Annotated in this window: 13 protein-coding genes and 5 pseudogenes; 11 read left to right on the top strand and 7 right to left on the bottom strand. The window is 46.8% G+C overall.

What is annotated here, in order from left to right; translation table 11 throughout:
- Nucleotides 1–26 precede the first annotated feature (26 nt).
- From grpE to XZ46_RS27810, 3 genes and pseudogenes are all read right to left on the bottom strand, one after another.
- The gene (gene grpE, locus XZ46_RS00685; RefSeq protein WP_006622145.1) at nt 27–647 is read right to left on the bottom strand and encodes a nucleotide exchange factor GrpE; all 621 of its coding nucleotides are present in this window, start codon (nt 645–647) and stop codon (nt 27–29) included.
- A gap of 844 nt (nt 648–1,491) precedes the next feature.
- Nucleotides 1,492–2,022, bottom strand: a complete 531-nt coding sequence (dps, locus tag XZ46_RS00680) for a DNA starvation/stationary phase protection protein Dps (protein WP_006622146.1) — start codon at nt 2,020–2,022, stop codon at nt 1,492–1,494.
- A 19-nt stretch (nt 2,023–2,041) separates the two neighbouring features.
- Nucleotides 2,042–2,434, bottom strand: a pseudogene (locus tag XZ46_RS27810) (zinc ribbon domain-containing protein); the annotation flags it as partial.
- Between the two features lie 1,402 nt (nt 2,435–3,836).
- On the opposite strand from XZ46_RS27810, the pseudogene XZ46_RS27800 reads away from it, so the two are divergent.
- From XZ46_RS27800 to XZ46_RS00665, 3 genes and pseudogenes are all read left to right on the top strand, one after another.
- A pseudogene (locus XZ46_RS27800) lies at nt 3,837–4,211 on the top strand (zinc ribbon domain-containing protein); the annotation flags it as partial.
- Nucleotides 4,212–4,571: 360 nt separating this feature from the next.
- Nucleotides 4,572–5,699 (top strand): 30S ribosomal protein S1, encoded by a 1,128-nt coding sequence (locus XZ46_RS00670; protein ID WP_008055852.1) that lies wholly within the window; start codon nt 4,572–4,574, stop codon nt 5,697–5,699.
- Between the two features lie 105 nt (nt 5,700–5,804).
- Nucleotides 5,805–5,984: pseudogene (locus XZ46_RS00665) on the top strand (HAD family hydrolase); the annotation flags it as partial.
- An 18-nt stretch (nt 5,985–6,002) separates the two neighbouring features.
- Here the strand turns inward: XZ46_RS00665 and XZ46_RS00660 are convergent.
- Nucleotides 6,003–6,878, bottom strand: a complete 876-nt coding sequence (locus tag XZ46_RS00660) for an IS630 family transposase (RefSeq protein WP_048894872.1) — start codon at nt 6,876–6,878, stop codon at nt 6,003–6,005.
- A 62-nt stretch (nt 6,879–6,940) separates the two neighbouring features.
- On the opposite strand from XZ46_RS00660, the pseudogene XZ46_RS00655 reads away from it, so the two are divergent.
- The 7 genes and pseudogenes from XZ46_RS00655 to XZ46_RS00635 all read left to right on the top strand — a co-directional run.
- Nucleotides 6,941–7,540 (top strand): annotated as a pseudogene (locus tag XZ46_RS00655) (HAD family hydrolase); the annotation flags it as partial.
- Nucleotides 7,541–7,665: 125 nt separating this feature from the next.
- A complete protein-coding gene (gene metK / locus XZ46_RS00650) occupies nt 7,666–8,922 on the top strand; it encodes a methionine adenosyltransferase (RefSeq protein WP_006668625.1) in 1,257 nt (418 codons plus the stop codon).
- A gap of 169 nt (nt 8,923–9,091) precedes the next feature.
- Nucleotides 9,092–9,922, top strand: a complete 831-nt coding sequence (locus XZ46_RS00645) for a thiazole synthase (protein WP_006622151.1) — start codon at nt 9,092–9,094, stop codon at nt 9,920–9,922.
- 182 nt (nt 9,923–10,104) lie between these two features.
- Nucleotides 10,105–10,316, top strand: a pseudogene (locus XZ46_RS36155) (hypothetical protein); the annotation flags it as partial.
- Between the two features lie 18 nt (nt 10,317–10,334).
- Nucleotides 10,335–10,505: a photosystem II assembly protein Psb34 gene (psb34, locus tag XZ46_RS33665; RefSeq protein WP_006622152.1), complete on the top strand. Its 171-nt coding sequence runs from the start codon at nt 10,335–10,337 to the stop codon at nt 10,503–10,505.
- 65 nt (nt 10,506–10,570) lie between these two features.
- Nucleotides 10,571–12,619 carry a tetratricopeptide repeat protein gene (locus tag XZ46_RS00640; protein WP_008051773.1) on the top strand — a complete coding sequence of 683 codons (2,049 nt, stop codon included), beginning with the start codon at nt 10,571–10,573 and terminating at the stop codon, nt 12,617–12,619.
- Between the two features lie 84 nt (nt 12,620–12,703).
- Nucleotides 12,704–13,414: a response regulator transcription factor gene (locus tag XZ46_RS00635; protein WP_006668624.1), complete on the top strand. Its 711-nt coding sequence runs from the start codon at nt 12,704–12,706 to the stop codon at nt 13,412–13,414.
- 251 nt (nt 13,415–13,665) lie between these two features.
- On the opposite strand, the gene hemG is transcribed toward XZ46_RS00635, so the two are convergent.
- The 3 genes from hemG to XZ46_RS37905 all read right to left on the bottom strand — a co-directional run bounded on the left by hemG (nt 13,666) and on the right by XZ46_RS37905 (nt 16,060).
- Entirely contained in the window at nt 13,666–15,120 is a 1,455-nt protein-coding gene (gene hemG, locus XZ46_RS00630; RefSeq protein ID WP_006622155.1) for a protoporphyrinogen oxidase, read from the bottom strand.
- 168 nt (nt 15,121–15,288) lie between these two features.
- Complete coding sequence (locus XZ46_RS00625; protein ID WP_006622156.1) at nt 15,289–15,513, bottom strand: DUF2811 domain-containing protein; 225 nt, start codon at nt 15,511–15,513, stop codon at nt 15,289–15,291.
- Between the two features lie 466 nt (nt 15,514–15,979).
- On the bottom strand, nt 15,980–16,060 hold the full coding sequence (locus tag XZ46_RS37905) for a hypothetical protein (protein ID WP_350308516.1): 81 nt from the start codon (nt 16,058–16,060) through the stop codon (nt 15,980–15,982).
- A 291-nt stretch (nt 16,061–16,351) separates the two neighbouring features.
- Between XZ46_RS37905 and XZ46_RS00620 the strand changes: the two genes are divergently transcribed.
- Nucleotides 16,352–18,808 (top strand): endonuclease MutS2, encoded by a 2,457-nt coding sequence (locus tag XZ46_RS00620; protein WP_008051772.1) that lies wholly within the window; start codon nt 16,352–16,354, stop codon nt 18,806–18,808.
- The last annotated feature ends 10 nt before the right edge of the window (nt 18,809–18,818 follow it).

Raw genomic sequence — 18,818 nt, 5'->3', positions numbered from 1 at the left:
AAGGGTAGTCCATCATGTGGGTTTCCCTAACCTCCCTGAATCCTCAAATTATCATCGGTTGGGACTTTTACCTGGGCGCGCCAGAGAAGACGATCGCCCTTTCGGTAGCCAGCAGAAGTGACAGTCACCCTATCTCCCGGCTGTGCAGTTCCCTGGACTAACTGGTGTAGATGCGGATTGTAGGGAACCTCAGAGGCGATCGGTGCAATTATCTCCACTCCCCATTGTTGCACAAGTCGCTCCACTGGTTTCACCAAAGGCAATATATTTTTGGCAGGAATTTGGGGATTTTCCTCAACTTTTTCGGTAACTTTGGGCCAATTCAACAACCAAGATTCCAAAATATCTAAACTAGCTTGTTCAAATTCCCGACCTACAGACTCCCGCAATTGTTCCATCTCAGCTTGTAGCCGTTCATATTCCTGACGGAAAGCCGAATTAAACCCCGAATAGGCGAAGCTACTCTCCTCCGGGGCGAAAATGCTCAACAGTTCCATCAGAGAAATTCCCAGCCCCTCCGCAATTTTCATTAAAACATCCACCCGGGTCTGCATGACCAAACCCTGACATAGCCGAAAGAACTGTCTCTCCTCGACCCCTGAATATCGGCTTAACTCTCGTATACTGGAAAACCCCGCCCGCCGCATAAGTTTTTGTAACTGCGGGGTATAGTCAGATGATGATGGCGACCCGTTCATGGCTAGACAACCTTGCTGTTGACACTCCTCGTCCTGAAGTCCGAGGATTCTTGGGCCCAATCCTGCCTCCACTAACCTAAGTTAGTTTTGGTCTTACAGTTTCATGTCGTATCCGACTACACCTTTTACAGCAAGCACTCGCTATGGACTACTCCCCAAGCGTAAATTCGGGTATGCCCTACCCTATTTTAAGTTCTATTTTCACCCACAGAAGCCATATTCTTTGTTAGAGAGCAGTGAGGTATTGGGGCAACCTAATGGAAGGTTGGTGACACTAGCCTTTTGACAACGGTCAGTTCGCGTGCCACGACTACACATCTGATTTTCCGCTTCTTTGAGTTTTAGCACAAAGTCGCCCTGAAGTGCAAGGTTTTAAACCCATTTCTCTGATAAATGTAGCCTAGCCCAGATGGTGGTTATCAGCAAGTCTATAACCTGGTAATGACCGGAAAACTCAGGAAAATTTATACAACCGGATGAGTGGGACTTAACGGTTGCCCCAGTGTGTCAACCACAAAAACGTAATTTGGGTAATTTGGTATTTAAGCTATCTCCCAGATGGGGTAATGTTTGCCTCGGTCATGTTAAAGGGGCTTTTTACGTCTAGCTCACTGGAGCTTACAAATCCACTCATCTCGTTCCTTAAAGATAGACGACAGAGCAACAGGCTGGCGCTCACCTGTAGGTGTCATCACCCCCTTAACGTAGGTCTAATCCTGGACCTGCATCGATCATCTCCTTTGAGGAGTAATTTCGGGATCGAGCCGGAAATTATCGGATTTTATGCAAGAGTCTAGTGGCTGGCTAATGGCTGATTAGCATTACCCTGTAGGTGGGCTTCTAAGAACCACAGGCGCATATCAGCAGTGCGGGAAATTTCTGTATATAGGTCTGCTGTGTCTGCATCACCCAGATTATCAGTTTTGTCGATCGCCTCTCGCAGGGACTTAGCATACACACCAAAGCGATCGGCCAAAGCCACAATATGATCTGTGCCATTATCAATATTTAGTGGATATTCTGGTAAAATCGATTCAGACGCTGCCCGACGAGCCGTTCCCATCGCATAACCTCCCAGGGCGGTAACTCGTTCAGCAATCATATCCACATATCCCTCTAATTCCCCTGCTAGTTCATCAAACAACAGATGTAGGGAGTAGAAGTTCAGCCCTTTAACATTCCAATGAGCCTGCTTAACCTGGGTTTTCAGGTCGAGAGTAGTTGCTAAACTTTGATTGAGGATTGTGATAATTTGAGACCGGGTGTCTTCCGGTAAATCTATACGGCTTGAGTACAGTCTAGTTTTGGTAGTGGTGCTAGTCATAAATTAATTACTGATACATTTACGCGACATTTATCCGGCTATTGCCTGACAATGCGATGATAGCACTATTACCCGTTAAGGTAACAGAGGCGGTATCCCGCAAAGCTTTTAGAAAGATTCCAAAAGCACCGTTCCAGTCCCGTGGTAGAGTGAACCCGCACTCCGGACATCGGAACACTTTTGAGCCACCTAGCTGGGAATGCACATGACCACAGTGAGTACAGGTTTTGCTGGTGTATTCTTCGGTCACATCTACAACTGTTCAGTTATTTCCGCGCTTATGTCTCAGGGTTAGTTTGAATCGATAATGCGCCCATGTCAGCATGGCTCGGGCAGTCTTAGACCTGATTAGACGCTTCACCTGACTGGCCATATTGGCAGTCTCGAAGGTGGGCAAAAAAATCCGGCTGTGTTATGGGATGGTCAGGGATGCGACCCAATCAACCAAGGGGTTGAAGTCCTCACCGGGTAGTTATTTCGCCCATTTCAGCTCTATTTCATACCCGAAGGTCTCGCACCCATACTTGGTATTGTAGCGCATCGCCCTAATTGGTTCAACTAATCTGCGATTAAATTAAGCTCTCCCACCGTTTGATGGAGGTGGGTACTTCTACCAGTCTCAGCCCCTTGACAATCTCGGTACTGAAAATGCTAGGATAAAAATTTGCTAAACTTTTGCTAAAGTATGGCATAATGGATAGGCTCTGAGTTAAACTAAAAATATTTTTAACGAATCCGAGCCAGCGGTCCGGCTCTGTTGCCCTTTGGTAAGAGCATGATTTAATCTCAAATTAGGTTAACATTTTACGGCAATACGGTATAATACCAAGTATGGGTGCGAGACGTTTAGGAGTGAAATAGGGATGCAATGCCCGAAATAGCCTCCTAGTGGGACTTCCACCCCTTTGTGGAATATAAGGGATTCACATCCCTGACCATCCCATAACTGTTTATATGTCCCGACGCTTGGAGAAATCTGAGCAAGGCAGGGGACTCAAGGTCATAAACAAACTGAGAAATCAGGGAGTAGAGAGTAAAGGCGATAGCCACCCCCAGTTTCAGGATACACAACCTTGGGATTGAAGCGGGGAACGGAAGGCGTGAAGTAGAACCTACTACCAAATGCGACCACTGCCAACCATCCATGACTAGGGAAACCGAATGTCTGGCTTGAACCATCGTCATTATTGAGTAGCGTAATAGGTTGCCACGCTGCGCTCAAAAGAGCAAGGGGAAAAGTAGGGTTTTCCATACAACACCTACACAGACCTTTTTAAGTACCCCGGTGGAAAGGACAAGTCTAAAGATGGAATGCCCATATAAACGGAACGTTTAAACCCCTTTTTTTAGGCTCTCGGCAGGTACATCTTGTTGAGTAGTGAAAGTGTAATCGTATGCCTTTAAGGGGAAGGGATGTGACTGAAAGCCAATGCCTAATTGTAATGGTTAGGATATGCCCACTAGTCACGGTGTAGATATAGTTACTGCAATCAACAGGAGTTTAACGGCGAAAGCGAGTTTAAACACTACGATGTTGTATTTAGCTCCAAAAGTTGAAGTACAAAAGCAGGGGTTGGTAACCCTGTTCCCGTTGCCAAGGGGTATCTACATCAGGAGCCGTGTGATGCGAAAGTATCAAGCACGGTTTTGAATGGGAGTAGGGGAAGGCGACTTCCCTCTCGACCCCTACCTGCGAGACCTTCGGGTATGAAATCGAGCTGAAATGGGCGTGGGGACTACCCGGTGAGGACTTCAACCCCTTGGTTGATTAGGTCGCATCCCTGACCATCCCATAACACAGCCGGATTTTTTAGCCCACCTTCGAGACTTCCAATATGGTTGCCAAGGTGAAGCGTCTAATCAGGTCTAAGACTGCCCGATCCATGCTGACATGGGCGCATTATCGATTCAAACTAACCCTGAGACATAAGCGCGGAAATAACTGAACAGTTGTAGATGTGACCGAAGAATACACCAGCAAAACCTGTACTCACTGTGGTCATGTCCATTCCCAGCTAGGTGGCTCAAAAGTGTTCCGATGTCCTGAGTGCGGGTTCACTCTACCCAGGGACTGGAACGGTGCTTTTGGAATCTTTCTAAAAGCTTTGCGGGATACCGCCTCTGTTACCTTAACGGGTAATAGTGCTATCGTCGCATTGTCCGGGAACAACCGGAAAAATGTCGCGTAAATGTATCAGTCAGGATCAAAGCTAGGTCAGAGTCCTGGTCTTAACTTAAAGACTAAGGCATAGACCAGCGGGCAATATGGATACATACTTAGAGATGGCAGCTACTAGGCATGGAGCCAAGGGTATTGATACCATTGTGTGACAACTGCTGAAAATTGCCCGTAATTAAATTCGGGTGAGTAGTCAACCAGGTTATAACCAGAGGCCACCGATTGAGGTAAAATGCACCTAACTGGGGTCCAAATTAACAAATTTGGGTCACTAGAATAGAGCAGATCCACCCCCCCCGGAAACCCAAAACCGCTGCCCTCTGTCCAATGTAAACACAATTAAGGGGAGAAATTCTAGGAAACGACTCGCATGATCAATCAGACACTAACAAGTAGAGATGTGGGCTTTACCCACGAAGATTTTGCCGCCCTGTTGGATAAGTATGATTATCACTTCAGCCCCGGAGATGTGGTGCCGGGCACAGTTTTCAGTTTAGAACCCCGGGGCGCTCTGATTGATATTGGTGCTAAGACAGCAGCATACATTCCGCTACAGGAAATGTCGATCAACCGGGTGGAGAGCCCGGAAGAAGTATTGCAGTCCAATGAAACCAGGGAATTTTTTATTCTCACGGATGAAAACGAGGATGGACAACTTACATTGTCAATCCGTCGCATAGAATACATGAGGGCTTGGGAGCGAGTTCGCCAACTGCAAGCAGAAGATGCTACAGTTCGTTCTCAGGTTTTTGCCACTAACCGAGGTGGGGCTTTAGTCCGCATTGAGGGATTGCGTGGTTTTATTCCTGGTTCCCATATCAGCACCCGGAAACCTAAAGAAGAATTGGTAGCGGAAGAACTACCACTGAAATTTTTAGAAGTTGATGAAGACCGCAACCGTTTGGTTCTCAGCCACCGTCGCGCCTTAGTTGAGCGTAAGATGAACCGCCTAGAAGTAGGTGAAGTGGTCATCGGTACGGTGCGAGGAATTAAACCTTACGGTGCATTCATTGATATCGGTGGTGTCAGCGGTTTGCTGCACATCTCAGAAATATCTCATGATCATATTGATACCCCCCACAGCGTCTTCAATGTTAATGATGAAGTGAAAGTCATGATTATTGATCTTGATGCTGATCGGGGTCGGATTTCACTGTCTACTAAGCAGTTAGAACCGGAACCGGGGGCGATGGTGAAAAATCCTGAGATGGTTTATGAGAAAGCTGAGGAAATGGCTGCTAAGTTCCGGGAAAAAATGCAGGCTGAACAGCAAGGTATCCCGGTAGTTGAAACGGCAGCAGAGACAGCAGAGACAGCGGAGGTAGCAGAATCTACGGCTGATATCCCACCGGCTACTGATGTGGAAACGGAAGCGCAATTGGCTGATCAGACTGAGGAGCAACCGATTTCAGAATCAGAGGCGATCACAGAACCGGTAGCCGAAACAGAGGCTGTAGAAGATTCAGAAGAAGAGATTCCCATAGCAACGGAATCCTAATTGCTGAACAATCAGGGAAAAAAGAGGGATAACCCTCTTTTTTTTTCGTATTTGGTAGGGTATAGATTTAAAACGGAAGGTGCTAGAAAATATGAGGTCTGAACCTTGCCCAGTATTCGAGTTAATAACATTACATTCGATCGCATAGAAGCTATCATTTTCGATAAAGATGGCACTCTCGAAGACTCCCAGGAATTCTTGCGAAAATTGGGACAGGTGCGATCGCGTTTAGTTGATGCCCAAATTCCCGGCATTGGCGAACCCCTACTGATGGCTTTTGGTATATAGCATTAGTCAAGGTGGTTAGGACGCAGCTTTGAGAACGGAATCCATGGCATCATGGAGAGAATCAAACTGCTCAATGCAGTGGCGAATGCGGGCTTTCAACCACGACCAACATTTCTCTATCTTGTTGAGGTCTGGCGAATAAGGTGGTAGATAGAGCAAACGACATTGAGCCGCCTCCACTAGCTCAGGAATCCGTCCCCCTTTATGAAACGTTGCATTGTCTAGCACTAGAGTCTGACCTGGCTTCAGTGTTGGAATTAAGATGAACTCCAACCACAACTCAAACACTGTCCGATTACAACAACCCTCAAAGGTAAAGGGGGCTAAGAGTTGTTGATGACACCATGCCACAATCATGCTCACCCTGCCCTGCCTCTTCCCGGATTTGAGGACATGGAAGCGTTGTCCTTGCTCACAGTAACCATAAGGATAATCCGAGTCTTGACTATTGATGCCAGCTTCATCGAGGTAAACCAACCCTTCCGGCTCCATCTGTTCAATCTGAGCCATAAACTCCTCTCGCTGTTGCTCATCACGTTCTTGGTAGCCGTAAGTTTTTTTTCTGGTGAAGCCAATTTTCTTCAAGGCTCTGGATATGGTGCGAGGAGAGATGTCGTCATCCCAAAGTTCAGCCATTTGAGCGGAGGTTTTGTGGCCATGCTCTTGGGCAAAAGCTTTGAATTTATGCCAGTCGGTAATTTTGTGGTTATTGCCAGGTGGGTGATTAGGTTTAGGGAGGAAGTCTCCGGTCTGTGCTTTTCTTTGCAGCCAGAGATTAATGGTGTTCCGGCTGACATGGAAAACTTGACTGGCTTCTGTTTTGGGCATACCGTCTAGTTCAATTGCATCAATAACTTTTTGTCTGAGGTCGTAACTATAGGGGGCTGGCATTTTGGGTCTTCTTAGTCATCTCGTCCTCTCCATTATACGTCCTAACTTTCCTGTCTGGTGCTATAGAAAACGATACCCTAGACCCTACAGGTTTAATGGCAACAGGAACACGCCAAGAAAATGAAATTGCCACCGCCGCCTATATCGCGGAAACCGGACGGGGATGGATAGAGTCGAAAAACATTGCTCAGAAAGCCTTTATAGAAGCCGACAACAGCTTTAAAAACCATCCGCCATCACCCCTATTCGTAGGCGGCTTAGATGTGCTGAAATCGCTATATGACGGGGGTATTAAACTAGGGATTTTGTCGGCAGCTACGACGGAACAGGTGCAAGCATTTGTCACCCGCCATAAGTTAGATCCATATATACAACTACAGAAGGGGGCTAGTGAAAATTTAGCGAAACCTAACCCAGCCCTATTTGTTCAGAGTTGCCAGGAACTAGGGGTAGAACCAGGGAAAACCTTAATGGTGGGAGACTCTGCTGGGGATATGCAAATGGCGAAACAAGCCGGAGCGGCTGGGGCGATCGGTATTTGCTGGCAACCATCAAGCCATGATTTACAAATGGCTGATGTGGTAATCTCGGCACTTGATGCGATCGCAATTATTACCGGGGGAGCCTCCAATCAGCCTCTATCTCCATCAGATTCTTTATAACCAACCCATTAGAACCCCATTGAGTCCTCAAACTTTCATGATCCGTTGTAGGGAGCAGCAGTTTGGTATATTGGACGGGATAGTGCGTACTGGGAACAAATCAATCATCCAACAGGAGAAAAGCCTTGTCTAATCGTCAATATCTGTTTACCTCTGAATCAGTCACAGAGGGTCATCCTGATAAAATCTGCGACCAAATTTCTGATGCCATTTTAGATGCTCTCTTGGCTCAAGATCCTAAAAGTCGGGTCGCTGCCGAAGTAGTTGTCAACACAGGCTTAGTTCTAATTACCGGGGAGATTACCACTAAAGCCCAAGTTAATTATATCGAACTAGCCCGTAAAAAAATTGCCGAAATTGGCTATATACACGCCGAAAATGGCTTTTCAGCAGATAGCTGTTCAGTATTAGTTGCCCTTGATGAACAGTCCCCAGATATTGCCCAAGGTGTTGACCAAGCCCAGGAAAATCGGGAAAAACTGAGTGAAGCTGCCCTAGACTCTATCGGTGCTGGTGATCAGGGATTGATGTTCGGTTTTGCTTGCAATGAAACCCCGGAACTGATGCCTATGCCCATCAGTTTAGCTCACCGGATGTCTAGGCAGTTGACCGCTGTTCGCAAAGATGGGACTTTGCCTTACTTGCGACCTGATGGCAAAACTCAAGTTACTATTGCTTACGAAAACGATCGCCCGGTCAGAATAGACACCATTTTGATCTCAACCCAACATACAGCAACTATTGGCGATATTACTGACCCCCAAGCCGTCCAAGATCGCATCAAAGAAGATTTGTTGGCTAAGGTGATCACTCCAGCTTTGGAAGGCATTGATATTAAACCTGACGAAAATACTCGCTTTTTAGTTAACCCTACTGGTAAATTCGTCGTCGGTGGACCTCAAGGGGATTCGGGTTTAACCGGTCGTAAGATTATTATTGATACCTATGGCGGTTATTCCAGACATGGCGGCGGCGCTTTTTCTGGGAAAGACCCCACCAAAGTAGACCGCAGTGCTGCTTATGCTTGCCGCTATATTGCTAAAAATATTGTGGCTGCTGGTTTAGCCGATAAGTGCGAAGTTCAAGTAAGTTATGCGATCGGGGTAGCTCGTCCTGTTAGTCTATTTATTGAGACTTTTGGCACCGGTAAGGTAGATGAGCAACAACTGCTGAAAGTGGTGCAAGAAAACTTTGAGTTGCGTCCGGCGGGTATGATTCAAGAGTTTAACCTGCGGGATTTACCAGCCCTACGGGGAGGCCGTTTCTTCCAAGATGTGGCAGCCTATGGTCACATGGGACGCACGGATCTCGATCTACCTTGGGAAAAAACTGATAAAGTAGAATTACTCAAGCGGGAATTACTGCAAACGGCAACGGTCTGATACCTGGGTTTTGATAGCCTTCTGTAACTAGCACTTCCCGCCTGTAGTGATTATCGGTGCGGCGGGAAGCCGGATAATGATGGCCCAGGTATTTGATGTCCCGCCAGGGTAGGGATAAGATCTGTCTTGTCTGTACTATCCCCTTTGTGTCAAGTTCAAGGATGATGCTATGCAAACTGTTGAAAAACCAGTATCACAACCTGTTGATTCTCCGCTAACGATCGCTGGTAGGTCATTTACATCGCGTTTGATGACCGGAACTGGTAAATATCGCAGTTTAGAACAAATGCAGGAAAGTATTGTTTCTAGTGGCTGTGAAATAGTGACCGTCGCGGTTAGACGGGTGCAAACTCAGGCTCCTGGACATGAGGGGCTGGCGGAGGCGATCGACTGGTCAAAAATTTGGATGTTACCTAATACTGCTGGCTGTCAAACGGCGGAAGATGCTGTGCGGGTGGCGCGTCTGGGTCGGGAAATGGCTAAGTTATTGGGTCAGGAAGACAATAATTTTGTCAAGTTAGAGGTGATTCCTGATTCTAAATATTTACTACCTGACCCCATAGGAACTCTGAAGGCGGCGGAACAATTGGTAAAAGAAGGGTTTGCGGTTTTGCCTTATATTAATGCTGATCCTCTGTTAGCCAAACATTTGGAAGAGGCGGGTTGTGCGACGGTCATGCCTTTGGGATCTCCTATCGGGTCTGGTCAAGGGATTAGAAATGCAGCCAATATTCAGATTATTATTGATAATGCTAAGGTTCCGGTGGTGGTAGATGCCGGAATTGGTACTCCCAGTGAGGCGGCTATGGCTATGGAAATGGGGGCTGATGCTTTGCTGATTAATTCGGCGATCGCTTTGGCGAGTAAACCATCTATGATGGCGGATGCTATGGGAATGGCGGCGAAAGCCGGACGTATGGCTTATTTGGCGGGACGTATTCCGGTTAAGGATTATGCGATCGCTTCTTCCCCTCTCACCGGTACAATCACATCTGTCTAATTTCTGTAGGCAAAAGTCTCACTGGCCAATCTTTTTCTGCCATAGTCCGCACCCATGTGCTACAATGATCCTGTCAGTGCGAGACGTTCAGGCACGAAATAAGGCTGCAATGCCCGAAATAACCCCCTGGTGGGGACTCCAGCCCATTGGTTGATTGGGTCGCATCCCTGACCATCCCATAACACAGCCTAATTTTTGGGCTCATCTTTGAGACTTCCAACATGGTTGCCAAGGTGAAGCGAAAAATTAGGTCTAAGGCTACCAAGGTAAACAGTGCTTTTGGATCATCTTTCTAAAAGCTTTGCGGGATACCGCCTCCATTACCTTAACAGGTAATGGTGCTATCGTTGCATTATCCGGAACCGGAAAAATGTCGCGTAAATGTATCATATGATATTAGGACTATATACGAATGCCTTATACAACCGAAGAAGATGGACTCATCAATAACTTTGCTGTAGAACCAAAAGTTTATACAGCCGAACCTCCCAATAAAACTCAGAAGCGTAACTACATAATTTGGGGAGTGCTTGCTGTGGTTTTGGTGGGTGGTGTGTTAGCTATTGCGGTAGCTGCATCTTAAAATCAGTCCAGAAATTCCTGTAGTGATGGTGCTGGCTTGAATGAAATAGTATCAAGTCAGTATCAATGTTATCTGTTCTGCATGGAATGACCGCAACTAATACAACCTTCTCTAGTAGTTACGCCACAAATAAGCAGCTTTATACTCAGTTGAAGCGCGCTTTAAGATTAGGTTTGGGACAACAGGTTTTTATTGCAGTATGTGATCACCTGAGTCTGTTGCATCAAATGGCGAGTAGTTTGGAAACGGAACTAGGTTCTGAGGAGATTCTGAGTACAGTTGGCGCGCGGTCTGGTAAGGAAGATCTCACAACCCCAAAGCCGGTTAGTTCTAAGTTGGTGACGCTGCATTTGGAATTGACTGACCCAAACCCTATTGCTCAAATGTGCGAATGGAAAAGTCAAAATGCTGGATCTCCCCTAGCTTTCCAGATTTTAGGGGTTGAACAGTTGACTAGACAACCTGCCGCAATTCAATGGTCATTTTTGAACTATTTGCGGGAGGCTGAATCTAAGTTAATCGAATTTGAGTTAAGTGTGCTGCTGTGGATATCATCGCCTTGGCTGTGTTGTATTCAACAGTCAGCGCCGGAATTTTGGCGCTTGCATAGGGGTATATTTAAATTTGTGGGCGACCCTAGTCCGGTGTATGATCCGGCTTTATCAGGGCAGAATTCGCCGGGGATACATAAATCCTCAAGGGTGATCTGGTCTGTAGATGATCCGAACTCGTACACAGGTGATCCAGATTTGCCAATAAATAGTTCACCATCGAGGGTGGTATATTCACAGGAATATCTACAGACCTGTTTAAAACGGGCTTATATGTATCGCGATCGCATATCTAAGGGTCCCCCCACGGTGCCACTACTTCAAGATGCCATAGAAGCCTATAACCAGGTGGTGGAGCAATTAAATGAGTGGGAAATGCTGTTAGAGTCAAATAGTGCTTTACGGAAAGATTTAGATCCGGTTAATATCTATAACGATCTTGGTACTTTCCACTGGATGCTGTTTCAGCAGACTCGAAAATCTATCAATCAGGGTAGCCAGGCGTTGGTTAATCTGGAGATCAGTATCATCTGTTATCAAACGGGGTTAATGAAAGTTGACCCCACCTCGAGAGGCTATATTTATGTTAGACTGCTGAAGAACCTGGGTGCAGCTTATACAGATTTAGGGACAATTAGAGAGCCATTAGAGAATTTACAACAGTCGATTACTGTTTATGAAGAGGCTATCAACTGTCTTAAATCTGTTAAAGACCAGGGCGGTCTAGGTGGGGGCGGGTTCTGTAATCAGCCTCTATCTCCAGCAGATTCTTTAGAACCCGCCCGTATAGCGCTGGATTATCGGGCCATCCAAAATAATTTAGGAACGGCTTACTGGACACGCGCCCAACATATTGAACCAGTTGTTAATTTAAAGGCGGCGATCGCAGCTTATCGGGAGGCGTTGCGGGGCTATTCCGAGAATAAGGAGCCTCAACGCTATGCTATGATTCAGGCTAACCTGGGAACAGCTTACTGGAATCTGGCACAGCATCAGCCTTCAAAAAGGTGGCTGCAAAAGGCGATTTATAGCTACCGAGAAGCATTAAAATATCGCACATCCCAAGCCGATCCTCTCGCCTGTGCAACTACTCAAAATAACCTGGGGACAGCCTGTTGGCATTTAGCAATGTATCAGGAAGAACCAGAAGACCGCAGTAAATCATTGAATGAGGCGATCGCAGCTTATGAAAAAACCTTAGCCCTAGCCCAACAACTCAGTCCCACGCAGTTGACATTCGATACCTTGGCAACTCACAATAACTTAGGACTTGCTCATTATCGTTTGGCAACAGATAAAGCACTCTGTCTCAGTGGAGAACAAAGGGTTTCTCACCTAGAGAAAGCACTGGACCATCACCTGATGGCAGGTTGTGAAGAACAACCATGTTCTCAGAAAGGAAGTGCCAACGCCCTAGAGTCAGAACGTCATCGTTTGGCGTTCAATCATCTAGTCCGAACCTTACGCGCTTTGTACCAGGAATCTGGTTGGCAAGGTCAAAACCAAGCCCTATCTAAGATTCCCGGTCATCTCCTCCCGGAAATATGGCGTTGCTTATCTTGAAACCAATAAAAAAATCAAGACTCCCCCTATATTGGCAAGGCTAGGCTTGTATTTTTGCCCCATGCTCACGATCTTCTTGTGGTTATGGCCTCTCAAAAGATTCTTGTCGTTGATGACGACCCGGCAATCCGCAATTTAATTTCTCGGTATCTGACTCAACAAAACTATGAGGTTGAGTCGGCAAAAGATGGTGAGACGGCGCTGCAATTGTTTGACGAATTTAATCCCGATCTGGTGATTCTCGACGTTAACCTACCTGATACCACTGGTTTTGCCCTGTGCCAAGAAATGCAGGACCGGACGCGAGTATTTGTTTTGCTTCTCACCAGTTTGACTGGAGAGGCTGATAAGATTAAGGGTTTCGAGCTGGGGGCTGATGACTATATTACTAAGCCCTTTGGTTTGGCGGAACTAGGCGCTCGTGTGCGCGCCATTTTGAAGCGACAGCGTTCTGTAGAGGATACGGAAATGCGGAGCTTGACCTATGGGGATCTGGTGATAGATCCGGTCCGCCGTGAGGTCTATATTAGCGATCGCCAAATCTCCCTCAGCGCCCTAGAGTTTGATCTACTGTACTGTTTAGCCAAAAAGCCTGGTAGAGCTTGGCGACGTTCAGAACTGCTACAGGAGGTCTGGGATTATGAATATGAGGGTGAACAGCGGGTGGTTGATGTTCATATTGGTCAAATTCGTAAAAAGATTGAGCCGGACACAGATAAACCTGTGTTGATTAAAACCATTCGCGGGGTGGGATATATGTTCGATCGCCGTGGTCATGAGGAACCCAGGGACTAAACTTACACATTTTAAGGGTTGGGGGTTGACAGGCGACTGGGAATAATGGTAATATTTTGACATCTTAATTAAAATTAAGACTTTGACTATATAAATAATTTTGCACATATTCCCATTATCTAAAATTGTACCAGAAGCGCCACCAAAAAGCAAGGAACCTCCCCCAGAAAAAATTTTTCGCAACAATTCTTAACATTTCGTTACAAAAGTTAACATAAACTAGAGGGAGGGCCAAGACTCCCTACTGGTGATTAGTTGGCTGTTTGGCAGTCATGAAGGTGGGACTGAATTTTAGATGCCCATTGCTGGCCGCGCCTCACACAGTCTCCGACGGAAACCCCATCAATATAGTTACTACACAGATAAAGTCCGGGAAGCGATCGCAATCCAGCATCGATGCAATTTAGGCGGTTCTGATGACCGAGAGTATATTGTGGGATAGCGCGCCGCCAAAGATGAACAGCTAAGACCTTGGGGGGGACATCTTCAGCCAGCAGAATTTGGCGTAGGTCTTGATGAACGGCGGCGACAATTTGATCATCATCCATTTCGCCAATTTCCGGGTCTGTTGCACCCCCAATATAATTGCTGAGGACTTGCCAAGATTCTGGGGCGCGACCGGGAAATAAACTTGAGGTCCAAATAGTGCCAAGGGTACGGATTCCTTGATGGCGGGGAATTAAATTACCAAAGCCTTTGAGTTGTTGTTTTAAGGCTGATTTGGGATAGGCGAGGACTACACAAGCGACGGGGGGATAGGGAATTTGGCTTAATGCGGTAGCGATGGGAGAGTGTAGGGGTTGCAACAGGCGAGCGCTAACATGGGCGGGGGTCATTAAGGCAAGGGTTCGGGCTTCTACTTGCTGAGGACCGTCTGGGGTGGAAAATTCAGCAATATAGGTTTGATGATCGGTGGGATAAAAACGGTCGATAGTCCAATTTAACTTAACTCGATCGCCTAATTTGCTGGCTAAGGTTTCTGGTAGAGTTTGCAGACCATAACGGAAGGACCCTAATTCACCGGGGCGAGTTTTGGGAATGTTGGGGTCGGGGGTAGAGACGGGGGCTTTTTTATTCAGACGCGATCGCACAAATCCAGGTAGTAGCCCCCCCCCAGCCTCCTCAGCGGCTACTATGCGACTAAAAGCGGAACGGACTGCTAACTGTTGAGGGTCGCCAGCATAAACCCCTGAAACGAAGGGCTGGACGAGACGTTCTAGGACTTCTGAACCTAAATGGCGATCGAAAAACTGGGTGATAGTTTCTTCTCCTCCCTGTTGAGAGAGGTGAGCGCCTACTGGGGGTGGCACAAATCCTATGGCTCCTAATGCGGCGCGGAGTTTACCTCTGGCGCTGATGAGTTCGGAGGAGAGTAGGGCGGGGGGGTTCATGGGTACTGGATGTAACATTAGGTTCCAGTACACATAACGGGGTAGTTTGCGATCGGCAAAAATCAATTCTTCTTTGAGCCCTAAATCTACGGCTAGTCCGAGTAATTCAGGGGTGGGGGCAAAACTGTTAGGGCCTTCTTCCCATAAAAAATCATCAGCCCGTCCGGTTGTAATATTTCCCCCGACTCGGTTCTGGCTTTCTGTAACCAAAACCTTTAGAGGTTCGCGCACACTTTTTTCACGGTTAAGACTATAGGCTAAACTCAGCCCACTAATACCAGCACCAACAATAAGGCTATCAACTAGGTTTGTCATTGTGGAAATTACAAAGCAGATTAGAGTGATTGTACTGTTGATTGCTGTCGAGTCTCAAGTCTCAAGTGGAGTCTCAGGTTGGGAAGGTGTCCCGCATCAGAAGATTTATCGTATCTATGGAAATTATCAGCATGCGGGGCACCCTACTCTGTTATTCTCACGCTTCACCTATGTATTGGACTGAAACAGAGTTTCTAGGTATACTCTGGCGGCTACTCTACAGCTATCGAGGGCTTCTGGTGTGTTGTTTTTGCCATTTTGTAACAAAAACAGGGACAGGGCGGCGGAAAACACGCGATCGTGATCCCAGTCGGGGTGAGTTTCCAGGTAGCCCTGAAGGGACTCGTGCAGTGTTTCGGGAATTTCGGTCAGAATACTAACACTTGTGTTCATATAAACCTCACAGGAGTTGAGATGGAGCCATTTTTTAGGCGGCTAGGCCAAACGACTGAGCCAATTCTGCTTGAAGGGAAAAGGGTATCTTATTTATTGTGTGCTATGGGGGGGGAGGGTTGTCAATGTTGCTAAATGTTACAACCTCGGTCTGGGTGATGGGGACTTGACGACATAATCAGGGTTTCAAGCCATTTTTTTTACATAACTTTACAACAATCTGGGTAGTTAAGGCTGTCGATACTAGGCTTGCCAAAATCCCCAATTAAACGCCAGACTATCATTCTGGGAGTGGTTGGCTGTGGAAAAATCTGATAAATCTGTGGAAAAACTCGCCTTACCCTGTGGAAAGTTTGTGGAATCTCTGGGGAAAATTTGGTGAAAAGATAAGAATGTTGAAGGGACAAAATTGGGGCGATCTGTGGACAATGGATAATGAAAGTCAAAATATTGCCAAGAGGGATTCTCAAATACTAAAAGGCTGACAGGGAAAACCAGGGGTGATTAGATTAACTTTGGGAAGGCTAGTGAAATAAACTTGAGGGATATCTGCTTCTGGGTAGTCCCCAAAATTCTGAAAGTATGCTTGGCGACAATACTGATTAATTTAGAACGCATAAATACATTTTAATCCAGTTGGTTATAGCCCGATTATAAATCCTCCAATACCATGGAAGATATCGGCATAAGTCAAACCTTTGACAACTCCCCAGCCTAAAGCGATAAGTTGAAAACATTTGACTTACCAAAATTTCCCAAATTCAAGGCGATCGCTGGTAAAAATCAAAAAATATGATACCATGGAGAACAACCATTCGTATGATAAAAACTTTAGGCTTTGATTCAGATTCAAGCAGAAACGCTGGAACTACTGGAATGGCATCGGCTGTGTAAACATCTGGCAACCTTTACAGCCACTAAGTTGGGTGCTTTCGCGGCCCGTCAGTTGGCTATTCCAGAGACGAAAGAAGAAACCGATCGCCTGTTAGCACAAACGAAAGAGGCTTATCAACTGGAACTGAAGCTGGTTCAGGGTTTGTCTCTTGATGGTATTCAGGATATTGGGGCTTCTCTGGAAAGGGCCGATCGCCAAGGTATTTTATTTGGTGAGGAGTTATTAGCGATCGCCACTACGTTAGCGGGGGCGAGACAACTGCGCCGGGTAATTGATGACCAGGAAGATGTACCGGTATTAACTAGCTTAGTGGAAGAACTACGGACCTATCCGGAACTAGAACAGGAAATTCATCGGTGTATTGATGAACGGGGAGAGGTAACCGATCGCGCCAGTGTGAAAATGGGGGCTATTCGCGCCCGGCTGCAATCAACCCGCGATCGCATTTATCAAGTTCTACAAGGCATCCTGCAACGGAAAGCCCAAGCAGTGCAACAACAAATCATCACCCAACGAGAGGGTAGGTTTGTGATTCCAGTGAAAGCTCCCCAAAAAGATGCGATTCCGGGTATCGTCCATGATGCTTCGACTACAGGGGCGACAGTCTATGTGGAACCTCACTCTATTGTAGCACTAAACAACCAACTGCGACAAATTCAGCGGGCTGAACAAACGGAAGCGGAAGCGATCCGCCGTAGTCTCACGGAACAGGTGGCGGCGGTAGTACCGGATCTGGAAAAACTTTTAGCGATCGTGACAACTATCGATCTAGCCCTGGCTAAAGCCCGTTATAGCTACTGGCTACAAGCGAACCCACCTAGGTTTATTGACCCTGGGGATACGTCAGAAACTATCAATCTGCGACAACTGCGCCATCCCCTCCTAATATGGCAACAAGAGTATGAACAGGGACCGGAGGTGGTTCCGATTGATATCACGATTAACCCTCAGATCCGGGTGGTAGCAATTACCGGACCGAATACAGGGGGTAAAACTGTGACGCTGAAAACTATTGGTTTGGCGGCGATCATGGCTAAGGTGGGGCTATTTATTCCGGCGCGGGAACCTGTGGAAATGCCTTGGTTTGGACAGGTGTTAGCAGACATTGGGGATGAACAGTCTATTGAGCAGAGTTTGTCTACGTTCTCTGGTCATATTCGCCGCATTACTCGCATTCTACAGGCTATTGGGGAACCGATGAGGGTAACGGAGGCGGGGGAGTCCGATCGCATCTGTCCATCTCTAGTATTGTTAGATGAAATAGGGGCGGGGACTGACCCGACGGAGGGGACGGCTTTGGCGATCGCCCTATTGCAAAAGTTCGCGGACCTCACCCGTCTTACGGTGGCGACTACCCACTTTGGCGACCTGAAAGCGTTAAAATACAAAGACACTCGGTTTGAAAATGCTTCGGTGGAGTTTGATGATGCTTCCCTGCAACCTACCTATCGCCTATTGTGGGGGATTCCTGGGCGTTCTAATGCTCTGAAAATTGCGGAACGGTTGGGGTTAGATCATGATATAGTGAAACTGGCGGGGTCCTATGTTGGTGGCGGTGATGAGGATGTTAACCAGGTGATCGAGGGGTTGGAAGCACAGCGACGACAGCAGGAAACTAAGGCGATCGCTGCTAGTCAACTACTCCAAGAGACTGAACGCCTACACGGAGAATTGGCGGAAAGGGCTATATCTCTTCAGGAAAGAGAAAGGCAGCTTAAACAAGCCCAGGAACAGGAAATTAAGGAAACTTTACTACAGGCTAAGGCGGAAATAGCTAAGGTGATCCGTCGCCTACAACAGGGGAAAGCTACGGCGGCTGACGCACAAAAGGCTACGGCTAGGTTAGATGCGATCGCTGAAAATTATCTACCATCTCGGCAGGCTACACCAGTGCGATCGCCTAATTTTATGCCGAAAGTAGGCGATCGGATTCGTATTCCTCGCATTGGTCAAACAGCAGAGATACTCAGCGGACCTGATGATAATAATCAACTAACAGTCCGGTTTGGGATTATGAAAATGACTGTAGGATTAGGGGAAATTGAGTCCTTAGATGGTCAAAAGGTAGAACTTCCTAAAACTTCCCCAACTCCCAAGGCTGACAAGACTCCTAAACCCATTACGAATAAACCGGAACCCTCCCAACTTCCGAGGGTTCGCACGGATAAAAATACGCTAGATTTGAGGGGGAAAAGGGTATCAGAAGCGGAAACAGAAATCGATCGCACTTTGGGGCAAATTCTCGACTTTGGGGCGCTGTGGATTATTCACGGTAAGGGAACCGGACAACTGCGGCGAGGGGTTCACGAGTTACTCAAAGAACATCCCCAAGTTGAAAGGTTTGAACTGGCATCAAATCCAGATGGTGGGGCGGGGGTGACTATTGCTTATTTGAAGTAATAATTAATAA

It is taken from the genome of Limnospira indica PCC 8005, assembly GCF_000973065.1.
GTDB classification, from domain to species: Bacteria; Cyanobacteriota; Cyanobacteriia; order Cyanobacteriales; family Microcoleaceae; genus Limnospira; species Limnospira fusiformis.
The sequence above is the reverse complement of the archived record's forward strand: the minus strand, read 5'-3'. Positions and strand labels throughout refer to the sequence as shown.

Excerpts from the sequence above, each read along its gene's own strand:
- grpE (WP_006622145.1), bottom strand. The coding sequence starts at position 647 with ATGCGGCGGGCGGGGTTTTCCAGTATACGAGAGTTAAGCCGATATTCA.
- dps (WP_006622146.1), bottom strand. The coding sequence starts at position 2,022 with ATGACTAGCACCACTACCAAAACTAGACTGTACTCAAGCCGTATAGAT.
- XZ46_RS00670 (WP_008055852.1), top strand. The coding sequence starts at position 4,572 with ATGATCAATCAGACACTAACAAGTAGAGATGTGGGCTTTACCCACGAA.
- XZ46_RS00660 (WP_048894872.1), bottom strand. The coding sequence starts at position 6,878 with ATGCCAGCCCCCTATAGTTACGACCTCAGACAAAAAGTTATTGATGCA.
- XZ46_RS00645 (WP_006622151.1), top strand. The coding sequence starts at position 9,092 with ATGCAAACTGTTGAAAAACCAGTATCACAACCTGTTGATTCTCCGCTA.
- psb34 (WP_006622152.1), top strand. The coding sequence starts at position 10,335 with ATGCCTTATACAACCGAAGAAGATGGACTCATCAATAACTTTGCTGTA.
- XZ46_RS00640 (WP_008051773.1), top strand. The coding sequence starts at position 10,571 with ATGTTATCTGTTCTGCATGGAATGACCGCAACTAATACAACCTTCTCT.
- XZ46_RS00635 (WP_006668624.1), top strand. The coding sequence starts at position 12,704 with ATGGCCTCTCAAAAGATTCTTGTCGTTGATGACGACCCGGCAATCCGC.
- hemG (WP_006622155.1), bottom strand. The coding sequence starts at position 15,120 with ATGACAAACCTAGTTGATAGCCTTATTGTTGGTGCTGGTATTAGTGGG.
- XZ46_RS00625 (WP_006622156.1), bottom strand. The coding sequence starts at position 15,513 with ATGAACACAAGTGTTAGTATTCTGACCGAAATTCCCGAAACACTGCAC.